We start from the raw sequence: 16,086 nt of genomic DNA on the forward strand, positions 1-16,086 counted from the left end.
TTCAGCAGGAGGTGAATCAAACCAGAACGCGAATTTCAAGGTAATCTTGAAATCTGTCTTATCGGGACGCGTTTTCTAGTTTTTGATCCTCACTCCCATGCACAATTTCCTCCCCATCGCCTATTTCAAAAATCAATTTCTCCCTTTTGAGAATGCCAATTTGTCGATCGCAACCCATGCGCTGCATTACGGAACGGGTGCGTTCGGCGGATTACGCGGGATTCCGAATCCAGAGAATCCAAATCAGATTTTGCTGTTTCGCCTCGATCGCCATTGTCAACGCTTGAGTAATAGTGCAAGATTGCTGAATTTTGAGCTGCCTGCGGATAAGATCCAATCGATTATTACGGATTTTGTTAAGAAAAATCAGCCAAAAACATCGTTTTATATTCGTCCGTTTGTCTATACCTCGGATCTGGGGATCGCACCGCGATTACACAATATTGAACATGATTTCTTTGTGTATGGGCTGGAGTTAGGGGATTATTTGTCGCCGGATGGGGTGAGTTGCCGCATTAGTTCTTGGTATCGGCAGGAGGATCGCAGTCTACCGTTGCGCGGCAAGATTAGTGGAGCCTATATTACGTCTTCATTGGCGAAGACAGAGGCGGTGTCTTGTGGGTTTGATGAGGCGATTTTGCTGAATTCGCAAGGCAAAGTCAGTGAAGCGTCGGGAATGAATATTTTCTTGGTGCGCAATGGGGAATTGATTACGCCAGGATATGACCAGGATATTTTGGAAGGGATTACGCGGGATAGTGTGTTGACGATCGCGCGCGATTTGGGGATTAAAACGATCGAACGTCCGGTGGATAAGTCAGAGTTATTCATCGCGGATGAAGTGTTTTTAAGCGGAACGGCGGCGAAGGTAACGCCTGTGAAACGCATTGAGACGTTTGAGTTTAGTAAGCATCGTCCAGTGACGGATAAGCTGCGTGAAGCGGTGACGGCGGTAACGGAAAATCGGAATGAGACGTATCGCGACTGGGTGAATGTGATTGAGATTTAAGTCGGAAGTTGTGATGGTTGTAGAGCGCTAGCGTGAGGCTGATTATCACAAAGAATCCCCAGAAAATCACTGTTATCCTTGATTAACGGAACGGTGATTTTCTGGGGATTTTGGAATTGATGCTGCGATCGCTTAATTGACTGCCGATGTGACCCAAGTCCGAATCAGTGCGTTCACTTGGTCAGGAATTTCGTCATGCGGACAATGTCCTGCATTCAAGTAATGCTCGGTCAGTTGGGGATGATAGCTGCGGAATTTTGCACCGCGATCGCGCGCGTTAATCCAGGGGTCAGCTTCTCCCCACAACATTAACAAGGGTCGCGTTAGTTGTCCGAGCAATACATCGACTTTTTCTCCTTGTGGAGTGCGGAAGACTGATGCAAAGACTTTATCTGCGCCTTGATCAAAGGCAGGGCGTTGGATTTCCTCGATTAAGCGATCGGTGACTGCCGTTTGATCTACGTAGACCTTTTCTAAGGTTTTTCGGATCGTTGATTTCTGCCGCACATACTGAAAGAGCAACCAACTTGCCCAGTCCTGGTGAAATAAGCTCATCACAAAGCTTCCCATGACTTGGCGAATCGGATCAGGCTTGGTTGTGCCTTGAATATCGGTAAAGGGACCTGCACTATTAATCAAAATTAATCCTGCTGACGATTCGGGACGTTGGGAAGCGGCACAAAGTCCAACATAGCCACCGAGCGAATTTCCAGCAACGACGGCAGGCGCACCGATGACTTCAGTGACAAATTCATGAATCTGGTCGCGCCACAGTTCACCGCTGTATTTCCAGTCTGGTTTTGCCGATCGCCCAAATCCGAGTAAGTCGATCGCCCACACTTCAAACTCTTGGCTCAATCCGATCACGTTTTTGCGCCAGTGATCAGTCGAAGCTCCAAACCCATGAATCAATAACAGCGGGGGGCGATTGTTTCGTTCGCCCATTTTTACGTAGTAAACTGGCTCGTTTCGCCAGTTCCAATACTGTCCTGGAACCGTATCGATCGAAGAAGCGACCTGCATGAGACAATCCGCAATACATCACAGATTTAATTGTAAAACTTAGGGGATGTCTCAGGTGCAGAGAGCCGGAGAACTGCATCAAAGAATGAGGGGATTGGGCTTGCTGAAAGTCTGTAGAAATTTTTAAAATCATTCCGACACTTGAATTAAAATCATTCCGACACTTGAATCGTAGACAGCGATCGCAGAATTTCCAAGCGCGATCTCAATTACCCATTTAGCAAGCTACAGAGCTTCTCAACTAATACAGCATGAGTCTGCAGAGATAATTCGCCCAAGCGACGCTGAACCATCGATCGACGAAGCGTAATCAGATGATTCAGACGGAGCGTAGAAGGCTTTCGCAACCCACTCATCACAAAATCTGGGTGAGACAAATCTAGAACGAGATCCGAATCGAGTAGCATGGCCGGAATCCGACTCGTAATCAGTGCAAAAATCAGATGGCGATTCTCTCCAATTGGGTCAGTGAGACAATATGCAGGACGAATCTTGCTAGCTGAAAGATCATCATAAGGAAACTCGATCAAGACAATACCTATGCTTCATCACTCACAGGTTCGCCATCTTCTAACGTGTAAATATCTTCCGCCGGATCATCTAACCAATCCTGAACAGAAGCTTGAACTGCAGAGGATGACCACTCTTGATTCAAAGAACTCTCTGAGTCAGGGAAGAGCAAAATCCCTCGAAATCTGGTTGATTTTACTGCAGGGAGCGGTTGATCGATCTGGATACAACCTTCCTCATTCACGCTGCCTGTTACTTCAATCGCTCTCATAAAGTAGTACTTAGACGATCTATTTCATTTTACGCGACTTCAAAATTGGCGCGCCATTTCTGAAGGGCAATTGCTATTTTCCAATTTGCGATCGCCCCTTCACCTAAAACCGCTCAACGCCCTCAAAAACCTTCTGTCCATGCGCCTGCGCTGCTTCTCCACAAGTCCGAGGAGTCGGGAACAACTTCGTCGGATTGGCAATTCCCTGCGGATCAAATGCCAATCTCACCCACTGCATCGTCTCCAAATCCGCAGGCGAAAACATCTCTGGCATATAGCACCGCTTATCCGCTCCAATGCCATGCTCCCCAGAAATACTTCCCCCCACTTTCACACAGAGCTTCAGAATCTCTCCCCCCAACGCTTCGACTTCTTCTAATGCTCCTGGAATCGCATTGTTGTACAAAATCAACGGATGCAAGTTCCCATCCCCTGCATGAAACACATTCGCCACGTTGTAGCCAAACTTTTGTCCTAACGCCTCAATTTCACGCAGCACATATTCCAACTTCGTGCGCGGAATCACGCCATCTTGCACATAGTAATCGGGACTCATCTTCCCCATTGCTGCAAATGCTGCTTTTCGTCCCTTCCAAATTGTTAAACGCTCATCCGCCTCGGTTGCTACCGTGACATTTCGCGCTCCATTTTTTTTACAAATCTCCGCGACTCGCTGACTGTTCAAGTCTGCTTCAACTTCCAAGCCATCTACTTCCACCAGCAAAATCGCTGTCGCATCGCGTGGATAACACCCAGTTGCGACGACATCTTCGACTGCATTGATACTCATGTTATCCATCATTTCCATCCCGCCTGGAATGATGCCCGCACTGATAATGTCCGAAACTGTCGCTCCCGCTGCTTCAACACTCATAAAATCTGCTAAAAGCACCCGAATCGACTCCGGTGTTTTCAAAATTTTCAATGTGATTTCAGTTGCGATTCCGAGCGTTCCTTCTGAGCCAACAAACACTCCGGTGAGATCGTATCCTGGCGATTCGGGAATCTCACTGCCCAAATCCACGATCGCGCCTTCGGGAGTGACAATCTTCACCCCCAACACATGATTCGTCGTCACTCCATATTTCAGACAATGCACCCCGCCGGAATTCTCAGCTACATTACCGCCGATCGAACAAATGATCTGACTCGATGGATCGGGTGCATAGTAAAATCCCGCTCCACTCACCGTCTGAGTCACCCAACTATTGATCACACCTGGTTGAACAATCACGCGCTGATTCTCCAAATCCACCTGAAGGATTTTCCGCATCAAAGAGGTGACAATCAAGACACAATTCTCGATCGGTAAAGCGCCACCTGACAGTCCTGTGCCCGAACCTCTCGCCACAAAGGGAACCGAAGCGCGCGCGCAAATCTTCACGACTTCTGCGACTTCTTCTGTCGTGCGCGGTAACACTGCGATCGCGGGACGTTCTCGATAGCTCGTCAAGCCATCACACTCATAAACCAAAAGTTCTTCGCGGCGTTGCACAACCCCCGATTTTCCCACAACTGCCTCAAATTCGCGTGCGATCGCTTGCCAATTGGGTTGGGTCACTACTGCCGTCATGATCATTCCTGTGCAACGTTATCCTTAACGTACCAAATTACCCTGATTTCGGGTCACAAGATCGTAGATAGAAACTATCAATTGTCCGTCGATTGCTTCTCAATCTGGCAAACTTCTGACTTACATCTATATGACCGTGCTGATTTTGGGACATGCCGCGGATCTTCATGCATCACATCTGTATCAAACCTTAGAACGATTGGGAATTGTCTGTCACTACTGGGATGTGGCAACGTTTCCGACCCAAGCACAAATTACTTGGTCGCCCGTATCTCAAGAAGGCTTATTGCGTCTGGCAGATGGGCGGCACTTAGCAGTCAGCCAGATTCGCAGTGTGTTCTGGCGACATTTTGCCGGGGTACGAGTGCCCAGATTACCTCATGCATCGGTGCAAAAAGCCGCGTATCAAGATGCGATCGCGCTCGTTCGCTCTCTGATTCAAATTCCTTCAATCCACTGGGTGAATCCCATACAGGCGTATCAACTGCATCGCGAGAAACCGCTGCAACTCAGCAAACTTCATCAATTAGGAGTCAGCCTTCCCGATACGATCGTCACGAATGATCCAACTTCAGTGCGAGAGTTCGTCTATCGACATTCCAAAACGACCTTCAAACCAATTTATGGCGGAGCTAGAACCCAACTCATTTCAGCAGAACACTTGAATCCTGAACGCTTGAAATTGAGTCTAAAAATTGCGCCTGTGACGCTGTGCGAATACATTGCCGGAGCGAATATTCGATCGTATGTCATTGGTGACACTGTTTATGCAGCCGAGATTTGCAGTGCTGCATTGGATTTTCATGAGGATGACGATGTTAAAGTCATTCCGATCATCTTTCCGAAAGCGATGTGCCAGCAGGCAATTGCGATCGCTCAAGCCTTGGATGCGGAATGGCTGATGATTGATTGGAGATTAACACCGAGCGGCGAGTATCTCTTTCTCGAAGCCAATCCCAATCCATCCTTCTTAGCCTTTGAACAACAGACTGGATTTCCAATCACGCAAGCGTTGATTGAATTGTTGTTGAATTCAGACTGATGTGCTGCGGCTTGAGCAGGTTTGACAGTGTGAGAATCTTACCAACTCTAGGGAGATGGAGATGGGGACGGAGATGCTGTCGATGAAGGAGATGCTGTCGGAGATGGCGATGTAGACGGCGACGGAGACGGTGAAGGCGCTTGAATCGTTAGGGGAATCCCATCACTGGTCGATCGCTCGGTTGCTTCTATTTGTCTTGGATTCGTGCTGGCTTGTACCTGTGCTGCTGTCAAATTGGTTTGATACTCGGACAATTGCTTGCGAATTCGAGGAATTTGCGCCGCAGGTTTGAGAATATCGATCGCTAATTTCCAGCGATCGATCACCAGTCTCCAATCATCCTTCGACTGCGCCACTCTTGAAAGGTTAGTCGCACTCGCCGCTTTATCATCGGCTTGAGTCAGTAAAGTCTTGATTTCTTCCTCAGAAAGCTTCTGACCCGGTTTTACTGTGACCGTTGGCGGGAGCTTTATCTCAGATCCAGAAGGCTTGGGTGCATCAGGTTGTACTGCAACCAAACCTTGTTTCTCGTAGGGCGTTGGATCAACGGGACGAGACTCGACGTAGGCTCTGATCTTTGTGGGTAAAGGAGTACAGCTTGTGAGAAATCCTAGCATTGCGACGAGTGACAAAACCTTAACCATGAGCAGAGAACAAATTCGACCCCGTTAGAATGCCTCAATTTCCACATTTGATCACACAACAGCGTTAAAATTTCTTAATGAAGTCATGTCAGTGAGATGAGCGAATGCGTGTTGCGATCGTTGGGGCAGGATTAGCGGGATTAGCCGCAGCCGTAGAATTAGTCGATGCGGGTCACGAAGTTGAAATCTTTGAAGCACGATCGTTTGTCGGCGGGAAAGTTGGCAGTTGGATCGATGCGGATGGCAATCACATTGAGATGGGATTGCATGTGTTTTTCAACAATTACGCGAATCTATTCGCCTTAATGAAAAAGGTCGGCGTATATCAAGAATTGCTGCCGAAAGAACATGTTCACACGTTTGTGAATCGTGGCGGTGAACTTGGCAAGCTAGATTTTCGCTTCTTAGTCGGTGCGCCATTTCACGGATTGAAGGCGTTCTTTACAACCGGACAACTCACGATTCAAGATAAATTGCAAAACGCGATCGCGCTGGGCACAAGTCCGATTGTTCCAGGGCTGATTAATTTCGATGCCGCGATGAAAATGATTCGCGCTTTGGATGGAGTCAGCTTTGCTGATTGGTTCCGCAGTCACGGCGGTTCTCAGAATAGTTTGAAGAAAATGTGGGATCCGATCGCTCTCGCTCTCGGCTTCATCGATACCGAAAATATTTCTGCGCGCTGCATGTTAACCATCTTTATGATGTTCGCCGCGAAAACAGAAGCGTCGCAATTGAACATGCTATCTGGCTCACCTGCGGAATATTTGCACAAGCCGATCGTAGATTATTTGGAAGCGAGAGGCGCAAAGATTCACACCCGCAGACAAACCCGACGGATTTTGTTTGAAGGTGAGGGAACGAATACGATCGTGACTGGACTTGCGATCGCGAATGGTGAAACCGAAGAGATTATTACTGCTGATGCCTATCTTGCAGCATGTGATGTTCCTGGAATTCAGAGATTGCTTCCCCAGGAATGGCGCAGTATCAAAGAGTTTGACAATATCTACAAACTCGAAGCAGTTCCAGTCGCAACGGTGCAAATGAGATTTGATGGCTGGGTGACAGAAATGAATGATCCAGCCGCGAGAAAGCAAGTTGACCATGCAGCAGGAATTGATAACTTGCTCTACAGTTCAGACGCAGATTTTTCTTGTTTTGCAGATCTAGCGCTGACGAGTCCGAAAGATTACTACCGAGAAGGTCAAGGTTCTTTGATGCAAGTCGTGCTCACGCCGGGTGATCCGTTTGTGCCAATGAGTAATGAAGACATTGCTCAACATGCTCTCAAGCAAATTCATGATCTGTTTCCTTCCTCGCGCGAACTGAATATGACCTGGTTTAACGTGGTGAAGCTAGCACAGTCGCTGTATCGGGAAGAACCCGGAAAGGATCCGTATCGTCCTTCGCAAAAAACGCCGATCGAGAATTTCTTCTTAGCAGGCAGTTATACCCAACAGGACTATATCGATAGCATGGAAGGTGCAACGATTTCAGGCAAGCAGGCGGCTCAGAAAATTCTGGAACCGACGGGCTATAAAGTTCAAGGGGTTGGATTGTTTAAGTATTAAGCGATCGGTTGCATCCATCTTGTGGGATGGGGAGACGGGGAGAAACAGCCATGATTTTAGAGTTTTGCCCTATCTCCCATCAGATTTACTCGGTTGCGATTGACTGAGGTAGTTTCCCATCGCTGAACCAAATCACATTTTCCTGACCCGTCACACTGACCCAACGAATATCTGAAAACCGATCGCCGTTGTAATCTCCAATTTCGGGAAAGAATGTAGCAGACTGCGCTGGAATATCGGAAATTTGCACTTCGATGTCTCCGGCGCGCCAGATTTGATTCTCGCCTGTACTTGGATTGCGAACGAGAAAATCTGTTTTGTGATTGCCATCAAAATCGCCCGTTTTGATCACAAAATCGCTGCTTGTGCTGGGTAAATCGATCGCGATTGGATCAGGTTGCAGACTGTCGCTTGTCCAAAGCCAAATTTGGTTTTGTCCGGTTAAGCGATCGCGCCAAAACAGATCACTGCGCCCATCGCCGTTGTAGTCAATTATTTCATAGTTCCAAGTTGGAGACTTCGCCTCAAGCCATTCTCCGGAGATACCCAGTGTCTTCGGATCGATTGTCCAGACGGCATTCTGTCCTGTCAACGGATTGCGCCAGAATAATTCATGGCGATGATCACTGGTGAAATTTGTAGCAGCAGGTTCCCAACCCGGTTCAATCTGAGCGATCGAGCGTTTCACACGCTGCGCCCCATTCATTGCCCAGATCTGGAACTCCCCAGTCGTAGAGTTATACCAAAACAAATCGCTGGTTCCGTTGCCGTCAAAATCGCCGACCACTTCTGTCCATGTACCTTGCAGAGAATCAAGCCATTGGGCATCCAAGGATGAAGTTCCATCCATCAGCCAAATTGCATTTTCTCCAGTTTTGGGATTTCGCCAAACGAGATCCGTTTTACCGTCTTGATTAAAGTCGCCATATTTTGGAGTCTGCCAACCTTCTGGAATGAAGAAGATCGGACTTGATGCACTCGTTCTGATATTGGCTGATAAATTAATTTCTGGAATGCGTGTCGTGAGATCAAAACTGAATAAATCAGTCCGCCCATCTCCATTAAAATCAGGTGCTTTGAACGAATTCAAACTATCAAAAAATGTCATACTTCTCCTCACATAGGAACTCAGCAACAAGATGCCACGCTGGAATTCCGTAGCTTGAGTATCAGAGTGATGGACTCCGTGATGAACTCAATCATGAATTCAGCAGGCAGATGTAAAGTGATGAGAGCTAATCAGTTAATTTTTATCTTTAACCCCGGATTTTATCCCATTCAAAACAGAGATGGAACTGGATACAAATCCAAAGCATTGTTTGACATTATACAGAGTGGCTTGCCAACAAAAATCTGGCGAAGTTGTTGCCGTGCAATCTTCTAACAAAATGCAATCGTATCCTAAGAAATTTGCATCTTGTAGAGTTGCCATCACACACTGATCTGCATTTACGCCTGCAAAAAATAGCGTCGTTTTTCCTAAATTTCGCAGAATACTATCCAGCGGTGTATCCCAAAATCCACTCATTCGATATTTATCGATTTGAATATCACCTTCTATCGGTTGAAGTTCATCGACGATCGCTGCCGCCCAACTATCTTTTTGTAAAACAGGAGCCTGATTTTTCGGGAGCGGATCGCCGAGTCCTACACTTTGTCCGTCTGAATTGTAGACATATCGTGTTGCGGGGCTAATATTCAGTAAGTCAGGACGGTTTCCCCAATTGACCCAAACGATCGATAGACCAACTTGTCGCGCGATCGGTAGAAATTGTTGAATCGGCACAATTGGCGATCGTGCAGGGGTAACATCCACTCCGATATGGGCTAACCATCCATCCGGGTGACAAAAATCATTCTGCATATCGATGACAATCAATGCAGATTTGTTTAGGTCTAATCGTATTTTTTTTGTTGCGGTTTCGACCGTAATGATTTGAGGAGGAATAGGAGATCGAGTTAGATCTGCGATCGTGGAATTCACATACCAGGCATTCGGTGGAAGACCGAGTGGATACATCGGCTCATTCATATTTGGGGAACTCTAGGTTTCAATTCTTCTTCAATAGGTACTACAACTTTTGATCACAAAGCTGTTCGAGGGATCACGAATTCATCCGTGAGATCAGCTCAATTTTCTGATACAACTACTCTTAAATCTTGGCTTCTGATTGTTGAATTGAGTGCTCTAATTCTGTGAGTTTAGCAATGCGAATTTCTACATTAACGGCTTGTACGATCGGATTAATTTCCATATCAGATCTCGCGCAAACAGCAGCAGCAACGAGCGCGACGAATCTCGATGAAATTGTTCCGATTGAAGCTGAGTCTACTCAGACGCAGAGTGTTTCAGACGCTCCGAGTCCGAAGAGTGCTGCCGTTAAGCAAGCGATCGCGGCTCCAGAATTTTCGCGCTCCGCTCAACTCGTTCCCGCGATCGCAACTCCTGTCGCGGCTCCAGAATTTTCGCGCCCTTCCCAACTTGCTCAAGCCCAATTTGAGCAGACCTATCAACCCGTTTCTCCGACGCAAGAGTGGATCGTTCCGAGTCGTTCGCCTGCCTCAACCGCTCAAACTGCTCCTCGCCAAACTCCGCCGCGTCCAACCCCGACTCCTGCAACCCCAGCTCCGGTTCCTGCTAATCTCGTTCTCACAGCAACCGATGTGCAAATTGTGGGTGCAGACTCGGAGCTGCAATCGATCATTCGCTCTAAGATCCGCACTCAAGCGGGCGGAAATGTTAGTAGTCCTCAGCTTCAGAGCGATATCGCCGCCATTTTAGAAACTGGGCTGTTTAGTACGGCAAACTTTACGACTCAGGCGAATCCGAATGGATTAAGTGTGACGTTTCAAGTGCAACCGACGACAGTACGCACAGTGAATTTGGTGAATGCTCAGGCGTTGACACCTGCGATCGCCAATCAATTTTTCCAATCACAACTTGGCGCGCCCGTCAGCCCAACAGCAATTAATGAAAGCATTCGTCAAATCAATGCTTGGTATCGCCAGAATGGATTCACTTTAGCGCGTGTGATTGGGGTCGTTCCGAGTCGGGATGGAGTCTTAACGCTGGAAGTTGCAGAAGGGGCAGTGAGCGATATTCAAATTCGCTTTACGGATGAGCAAGGCAGACTGGTGAATGATCAAGGTGAACCTGTGCGCGGCAGAACCCGCGAAAGTTTTCTACGCAATCAGATCCAACTAAAGCCCGGTCAGATCTTTCAAGAATCTGCGGCTCGTCAAGATCTTCAGCGCATTTTGCAAACAGGACTGTTTACAAATGGGCGGGTTTCACTCGAAGGCGATGCCCGTCGCACTACGGTCGTGTATAACCTGACTGAGGCGCGCAGTCGTGCCTTAAATGTCAGCGGTGGCTTTAATGATGATTTAGGCATCTTCGGCAACTTCAACTACAGCGATAACAACTTCAATGGAGTTGGGCAACAGTTGAGTGGGAATGCCTCGATCGGGACAAAAGATGCACAGTTTGATGGCAGATTTGTCAGTCCTTATCACGCGACAGAACCCGATAAGCTTGGCTACAGTATCAGCGGATTCCGGCGACGTGGGGTGTCGCGGGTGTTTGATGACGAGCAGAGCGAATTAGCGAATGGCGATCGCCCAAGAGAAGGTCGATTTGGGGGAACCGTTGCGGTCAATCGTCCAATTGGGAATGGTTGGGATGGAACGTTGGGCTTGAACTATACGCGAGTGAGTATTCGCGATCGCGATGGTGATGTCGCGCGACGCGATGCTAATGGCGCACCGCTTTCCTGGAGTGGTACTGGGATTGATGATCTGACGACGCTCAGCTTTACAGCCGTTCGAGATCAGCGCAATAGTGCGATCGATCCGTCGAGTGGTTCGATTTTGACGCTCAGTACCGAGCAATCGATTCCGATCGGTCGAGGGAACATTCTCTCGAATCGTCTGCAAGCGAACTACTCGCAGTATATGCCAGTGAATTTCTTTAATTTAGAAAAAACGCAGCAACAGCCAGAAGTGTTGGCATTTAATGTGCAGGCAGGAACCACGATCGGAGATTTGCCGCCCTACAATGCCTATACGCTCGGTGGTCCCAATTCAGTTCGAGGGTATGGAGTCGGAGAAGTTGGAGTCGGACGGAGTTTTGTTTTAGCTTCGGCAGAGTATCGCTTCCCGATTTACAGCATCATTGGCGGAGCCGTGTTTGCCGACTTTGCGTCTGATCTCGGATCTGCAGATACAGTGTTAGGTGAACCTGGCATTGTTCGGAATCGTCCGGGAACTGGTTTTGGGTTTGGCTTAGGGATTCGCTTAAAGTCGCCTCTGGGAACAATTCGGGCAGGCTATGGAATTAACGATCAAGGTGAAGGGCGTTTCCAATTTGGATTCGGTGAGAAATTCTAGAAATCGTGATCCGATTTAATTTACAAGTGCCAATGCTCTCACCTTAACAATTGGCAAGAAAATATAAAACGCTAAATCTGGAGAAAATATTAATTTCCCCACCATTAGTAGCGCATTTTAGAAATTGTGTCTAAAATGGCACTGGTAAATTAGAACTAGCGTCCTGCCGGAGAAACAGATTATGCAGTCTAGTAGCGCGAGTCGTCAGCTCTACACTCTACTACAGCAAGCGTATGAACATGATGGAAAAGCACAGAGCCAAGGCGTTTGGGCAGCTGTCTTAGGGGCTGATGCTAATAGCAATCTTGATATTTCTCAAAAGTTGGGAAAACTTCTTGGACTGTTTGAGGACGTAGCTCAGGAAATTCAGAGTTTGAAAGTTACAAACCAGAGCAGGTACCTTAACCCCTTAAATAATCTCAGGCTGTCGCTGATGATTCAGCCGATGAGTGTCGCATGGGAGGCGATACAAGCGCGGTTACAGCCAGATCTGCCCCTACTTGAAGCTTGTGCAGACGTTGTAGAATCTCAGCGTCAAGGTGTATTTTTGCTATCTGTTGAAGACTTGGAAGAGTTGAAGCAAGGCATTAGAGCGTTGATAGATGAAATTTCGAGCGCAAATATAGATACAGACACTAAGTTGTTTTTGATTAATGAACTGAGAAAGATCGAAGAGGCTCTGCTCAACTATCAGATTGTAGGATCTACGGGAGTCGCTAGAGTAAGCGATGAAGTTGTTGGAAGAGCCGTTTCACGTTGGGAGGAAGCTGTAGATAAGGGAAAAGACATGATTGGTAAAGTTATTAGACATGCGATAGCCGTTGACAGACTGATCAAAGCAGGGGGCACGTTCTACAAATTAGCGGAAGGATTGAAAGATCATCTTCCGCTTCTACCACCAATGTAGCTTCCTTGTCTCGCTGGTCTAAAGTCTAATGATGATCGGTAACGAAGTAGATCTTAGATTATCTCTCTCTGAAGAGCACACTGATTCTCTGGCTCGCCATTTCCTGAACCTGAATTTGCGGGTTTTGTTTGTATCGTCGCGATTTCTAATCGCCAGGACATGATGTGTCACGATAAGAAATTGATTTGATACCAGCCGATCGCTGTTTCAACAATTTTTCAGGAGAAATTTTCAAAAGATTTCGTCGTTTGTAAAATATCGATAGGGCAACTTACAAAAACCATCCTGTGGAGTTCAGTGTCATGTCTAAGAAAAAATTCGCGCTCGGTTTGATTGCAGGGTTTGGAATAGCAATGATCGCTGCTCCCTCACATGCCCAACAAGCTCCGAGCAGTGCTGATCTGCTTAGAGATCCCCAATCTCAAGATTCGCTCAGCAACTTATTCAACAACCGAGGCGATAACGCAACGAGCAGTCTGATGGACTTGATTCAACGAGTTTCGCAAGGTAGCGTTGATCCCGAAGCTTTTCGTCAACAGCAGCGAGAAAGCCTAGACGCTGCAACAGCAGAGTTTCTCAATAAACGTCGCCAAATGCTGCAAACTCAGCCTCAAGCCGCACCTGCGCCTGTGGTACAGCCATTGAATTAGTTCAGCCACTGAATAGTTCAGCCATTGAAATAACCCCGCACGAGGTTAGAAACCCCGTGCTCATCGAACGAAGTCTCTGAAGAGACTGTATCTCTAAGCCATTAGCTAGGTTCGGGAGTCCCTTGAGGGAGTTCGCACAGTTAGCACCGGGTTTTGAATCCGGTGCAGGACAGGAACGCAGTCTCGAACCCTCTGCTATTTCGGAATCGGTTGAAAGATAAATTTGCCAGATTTCGCACCTGTGACTCGCACGAGCGTAATTTCTGTTTCACGATCGCCTTCTGGGGTAAAACTGACGGACTGAACTGCCCCAATTGTGGTAAAGCTTGGGGTTGAAAGTGTCGCTCGAATACCATTTCGCGTTGGGGCTTTTTGCAGTGCAGCGATCATGGCTTGCGTCGCATCGTAACCTAACGCCGATCGCCAGCCTGGGGCACGCCCCCAGACGGATTTTGCTTGCTGTTCAAAGGGCGAATTCTGAAGCTGAGTCTGTGCCGAAGGAATCGCCACAACCATTCCACTCGCTGCGCTTCCTAACTCAGTCAAAATTCGAGAATTGTACAACGCATCTCCTGCGAGAATAGGCAGACGTTTCTGATTGGCATTAATGATAAGTAGAGTGCGATCGAGCAATTCTGCATTCGGAGCCAAGAAAATCACTTCTGCGCCTTTTTTCATCGCTTGGGCAACGTTTTCTGCAACTTCGATCGCAGGATTACTCAAATCCACTTCATGCACGACCTTACCTTTATCCGCATAGTAGAGTGCATCTTTGAATGCTTCTGTCAGCGATTTGCTATAGAGATTTTTGGAATTGAAAAAGACGGCAGCTTTTCGCTTCTTCAATTGTTTGGTCATATAACTTACGAGCCGCTTGGCGGGCAGTTCATCGCTTGGCATTGTGCGGAACACATAGCGACTAAATCCGGATAAATTCTTGGCTGAACTCACCGGAGATATTGCAACCAGTTCTCCTTCTTGGTAAATCTTGCCTGCTGCCAGCGTCGTATCGCTCGTTCCATGTCCAATCACGCCCAAGACGGTCGGATCGCGAACCAGTTGGGTCGCAATTTGGCGAGCGAGATCCGGATTCGCATCATCAGACGCGATCGCGATTTTCAATTTCATTGCTTTCGTTTGATTGATCCGATCTTGTGCCTGAGCAATTCCTCGCAAGACTTCGGCCGAAGCGGTTGGATTTGTCCGAATCGGCAGAACGACAGCGATCGTATTTGCCTGCTCGGAACCAATTCGCGCATTGTTGAGATAGATCAGCGTTTCAGGATCGCTCTGATCGATTTTGTGGGCTTGTTCAAACAAACTGACGGCTTCTGCAAACTCGCCGCTTTTCATTTTGTCGATTGCCGCTTGTTTCAAGGGTTGTGGCGGTGTGTTTGGACTGAGTAACGTTTGTCCAACGCTGAGAAATTGCCCGCGTTGTCCGGGTGGGTCGGTCGGGGTTGGAGTGTTGCGGGTCAGTGTCCAAGCTGAAGCGCCAATGATCGCAGTGAGTCCGACTGCGATCGCGCTCATTTTCAACGGCTTGTTCAAGACAGGTTTTGGCGATCGCAGTCGATTTTTTGCCTCGGAAATTGGCATCTGCGTAAAAATCGAGGACTTGACCTGATTGAGCGCCTCTAAGATTTCTGCCGCAGTTTGATAGCGATCGTTGAAGTGAAACTGCGTCATCTTCTCTAAAACAGCGGCAAAATCATGGCTGACCGTGACGCGATCTCGCCAAAGCAAGTTATGAGTATTAGGATCGTAAGCCAGTTGAGACGGGCGTACTCCAGTCAAAGCCTGAATGGCAATCATGCCCAACGAATAGAAATCACTGTTATATCGGGGCTGACCTAAACATTGCTCACTGGCGGCATAGCCAGACGTATAGATTGGAACACTGAGATCAACGGGTTCAGTTGCGATCGACGATTCTAAAATCGTTTTAACGGCTCCAAAGTCGATCAGTACGAGTTTCTGATCGCGATCGCGCCGGATTAAATTCTCGGGTTTCAAATCGCGATGAATCACGCCCTGCTCATGCACATATCCTAGAACTTGAGTCACATCTTCGACCAAATCAACGACTTGTGCTTCTGCAAGCCTGCGATCTCCGCCGATTTCTTCGCTCAACGGATGCCCTTGAATGAATTCCTGAACGAGATAAAACTCTTGATCTTCTTCAAAATAAGCGAGAAGCCGTGGAATCTGATCGTGTCTGCCCAAGCGTTCCAGGGTTTCTGCTTCTGCAAAGAACATGCGCCGCACTTGACGTAGAATGGCTTCATCTTGACTCGAAAAACTCAAATGTTTGAGAACACAGCGAGGATTTCCGGGGCGTTTAGTGTCTTCGGCGATGTACGTTTGCCCAAAGCCACCAGAGCCAAGGGGTTGAAGAATTTTGTACCGTGCGTCGAGTATACGTCCTAGCATTGCAGCCCTGAAAAGCGATAATGGCATTGTAGGTCGATCGACAAGTTCAGGCACATCCAGT

Annotated in this window: 14 protein-coding genes; 6 read left to right on the plus strand and 8 right to left on the minus strand. The window is 47.6% G+C overall.

The genetic code is table 11. The annotated features are described in order from the left end of the window. The first annotated feature begins 97 nt into the window (after positions 1-97). The gene (locus tag ACMUEV_RS17500) at positions 98-1,009 is read left to right on the plus strand and encodes a branched-chain amino acid transaminase (protein ID WP_017287799.1); all 912 of its coding nucleotides are present in this window, start codon (positions 98-100) and stop codon (positions 1,007-1,009) included. 132 nt (positions 1,010-1,141) lie between these two features. Here ACMUEV_RS17500 and ACMUEV_RS17505 read toward each other — a convergent pair whose 3' ends face one another. The 4 genes from ACMUEV_RS17505 to glcD form a co-directional block, all read right to left on the minus strand. Then, positions 1,142-2,032: an alpha/beta fold hydrolase gene (locus tag ACMUEV_RS17505; RefSeq protein ID WP_190649866.1), complete on the minus strand. Its 891-nt coding sequence runs from the start codon at positions 2,030-2,032 to the stop codon at positions 1,142-1,144. Between the two features lie 209 nt (positions 2,033-2,241). Then, on the minus strand, positions 2,242-2,562 hold the full coding sequence (locus ACMUEV_RS17510; protein WP_199329403.1) for a type II toxin-antitoxin system PemK/MazF family toxin: 321 nt from the start codon (positions 2,560-2,562) through the stop codon (positions 2,242-2,244). An 8-nt stretch (positions 2,563-2,570) separates the two neighbouring features. Further along, positions 2,571-2,813, minus strand: a complete 243-nt coding sequence (locus ACMUEV_RS17515; protein ID WP_190649869.1) for a hypothetical protein — start codon at positions 2,811-2,813, stop codon at positions 2,571-2,573. 103 nt (positions 2,814-2,916) lie between these two features. Continuing rightward, positions 2,917-4,386: a glycolate oxidase subunit GlcD gene (glcD, locus tag ACMUEV_RS17520; protein WP_190649871.1), complete on the minus strand. Its 1,470-nt coding sequence runs from the start codon at positions 4,384-4,386 to the stop codon at positions 2,917-2,919. 130 nt (positions 4,387-4,516) lie between these two features. Between glcD and ACMUEV_RS17525 the strand changes: the two genes are divergently transcribed. Next, positions 4,517-5,428, plus strand: a complete 912-nt coding sequence (locus ACMUEV_RS17525; protein ID WP_190649872.1) for an MvdC/MvdD family ATP grasp protein — start codon at positions 4,517-4,519, stop codon at positions 5,426-5,428. A gap of 47 nt (positions 5,429-5,475) precedes the next feature. Here ACMUEV_RS17525 and ACMUEV_RS17530 read toward each other — a convergent pair whose 3' ends face one another. Further along, positions 5,476-6,072, minus strand: a complete 597-nt coding sequence (locus ACMUEV_RS17530; RefSeq protein WP_190649874.1) for a hypothetical protein — start codon at positions 6,070-6,072, stop codon at positions 5,476-5,478. 104 nt (positions 6,073-6,176) lie between these two features. On the opposite strand from ACMUEV_RS17530, the gene zds reads away from it, so the two are divergent. After that, the gene (gene zds / locus ACMUEV_RS17535; RefSeq protein WP_190649876.1) at positions 6,177-7,646 is read left to right on the plus strand and encodes a 9,9'-di-cis-zeta-carotene desaturase; all 1,470 of its coding nucleotides are present in this window, start codon (positions 6,177-6,179) and stop codon (positions 7,644-7,646) included. Positions 7,647-7,731: 85 nt separating this feature from the next. On the opposite strand, the gene ACMUEV_RS17540 is transcribed toward zds, so the two are convergent. Next, positions 7,732-8,754 (minus strand): FG-GAP repeat domain-containing protein, encoded by a 1,023-nt coding sequence (locus tag ACMUEV_RS17540; RefSeq protein WP_190649877.1) that lies wholly within the window; start codon positions 8,752-8,754, stop codon positions 7,732-7,734. Between the two features lie 135 nt (positions 8,755-8,889). Then, on the minus strand, positions 8,890-9,678 hold the full coding sequence (locus ACMUEV_RS17545; protein WP_017287790.1) for a cysteine hydrolase family protein: 789 nt from the start codon (positions 9,676-9,678) through the stop codon (positions 8,890-8,892). A 176-nt stretch (positions 9,679-9,854) separates the two neighbouring features. Here ACMUEV_RS17545 and ACMUEV_RS17550 point away from each other — a divergent pair, with 176 nt between their 5' ends. The 3 genes from ACMUEV_RS17550 (at position 9,855) to ACMUEV_RS17560 (ending at position 13,592) form a co-directional block, all read left to right on the plus strand. After that, a complete protein-coding gene (locus ACMUEV_RS17550) occupies positions 9,855-12,035 on the plus strand; it encodes a BamA/TamA family outer membrane protein (protein WP_190649880.1) in 2,181 nt (726 codons plus the stop codon). Between the two features lie 181 nt (positions 12,036-12,216). Next, entirely contained in the window at positions 12,217-12,942 is a 726-nt protein-coding gene (locus ACMUEV_RS17555) for a hypothetical protein (protein WP_190649882.1), read from the plus strand. Between the two features lie 302 nt (positions 12,943-13,244). Then, positions 13,245-13,592, plus strand: coding sequence for a hypothetical protein (locus ACMUEV_RS17560; protein WP_190649884.1), 348 nt, complete (start codon positions 13,245-13,247; stop codon positions 13,590-13,592). 195 nt (positions 13,593-13,787) lie between these two features. On the opposite strand, the gene ACMUEV_RS17565 is transcribed toward ACMUEV_RS17560, so the two are convergent. Then, on the minus strand, positions 13,788-16,079 hold the full coding sequence (locus tag ACMUEV_RS17565) for a bifunctional serine/threonine-protein kinase/ABC transporter substrate-binding protein (RefSeq protein ID WP_348251475.1): 2,292 nt from the start codon (positions 16,077-16,079) through the stop codon (positions 13,788-13,790). Positions 16,080-16,086: the final 7 nt, after the last annotated feature.

It is taken from the genome of Leptolyngbya sp. FACHB-1624, from assembly GCF_047649235.1.
GTDB classification, from domain to species: domain Bacteria; phylum Cyanobacteriota; class Cyanobacteriia; order Leptolyngbyales; family Leptolyngbyaceae; genus Leptolyngbya; species Leptolyngbya boryana.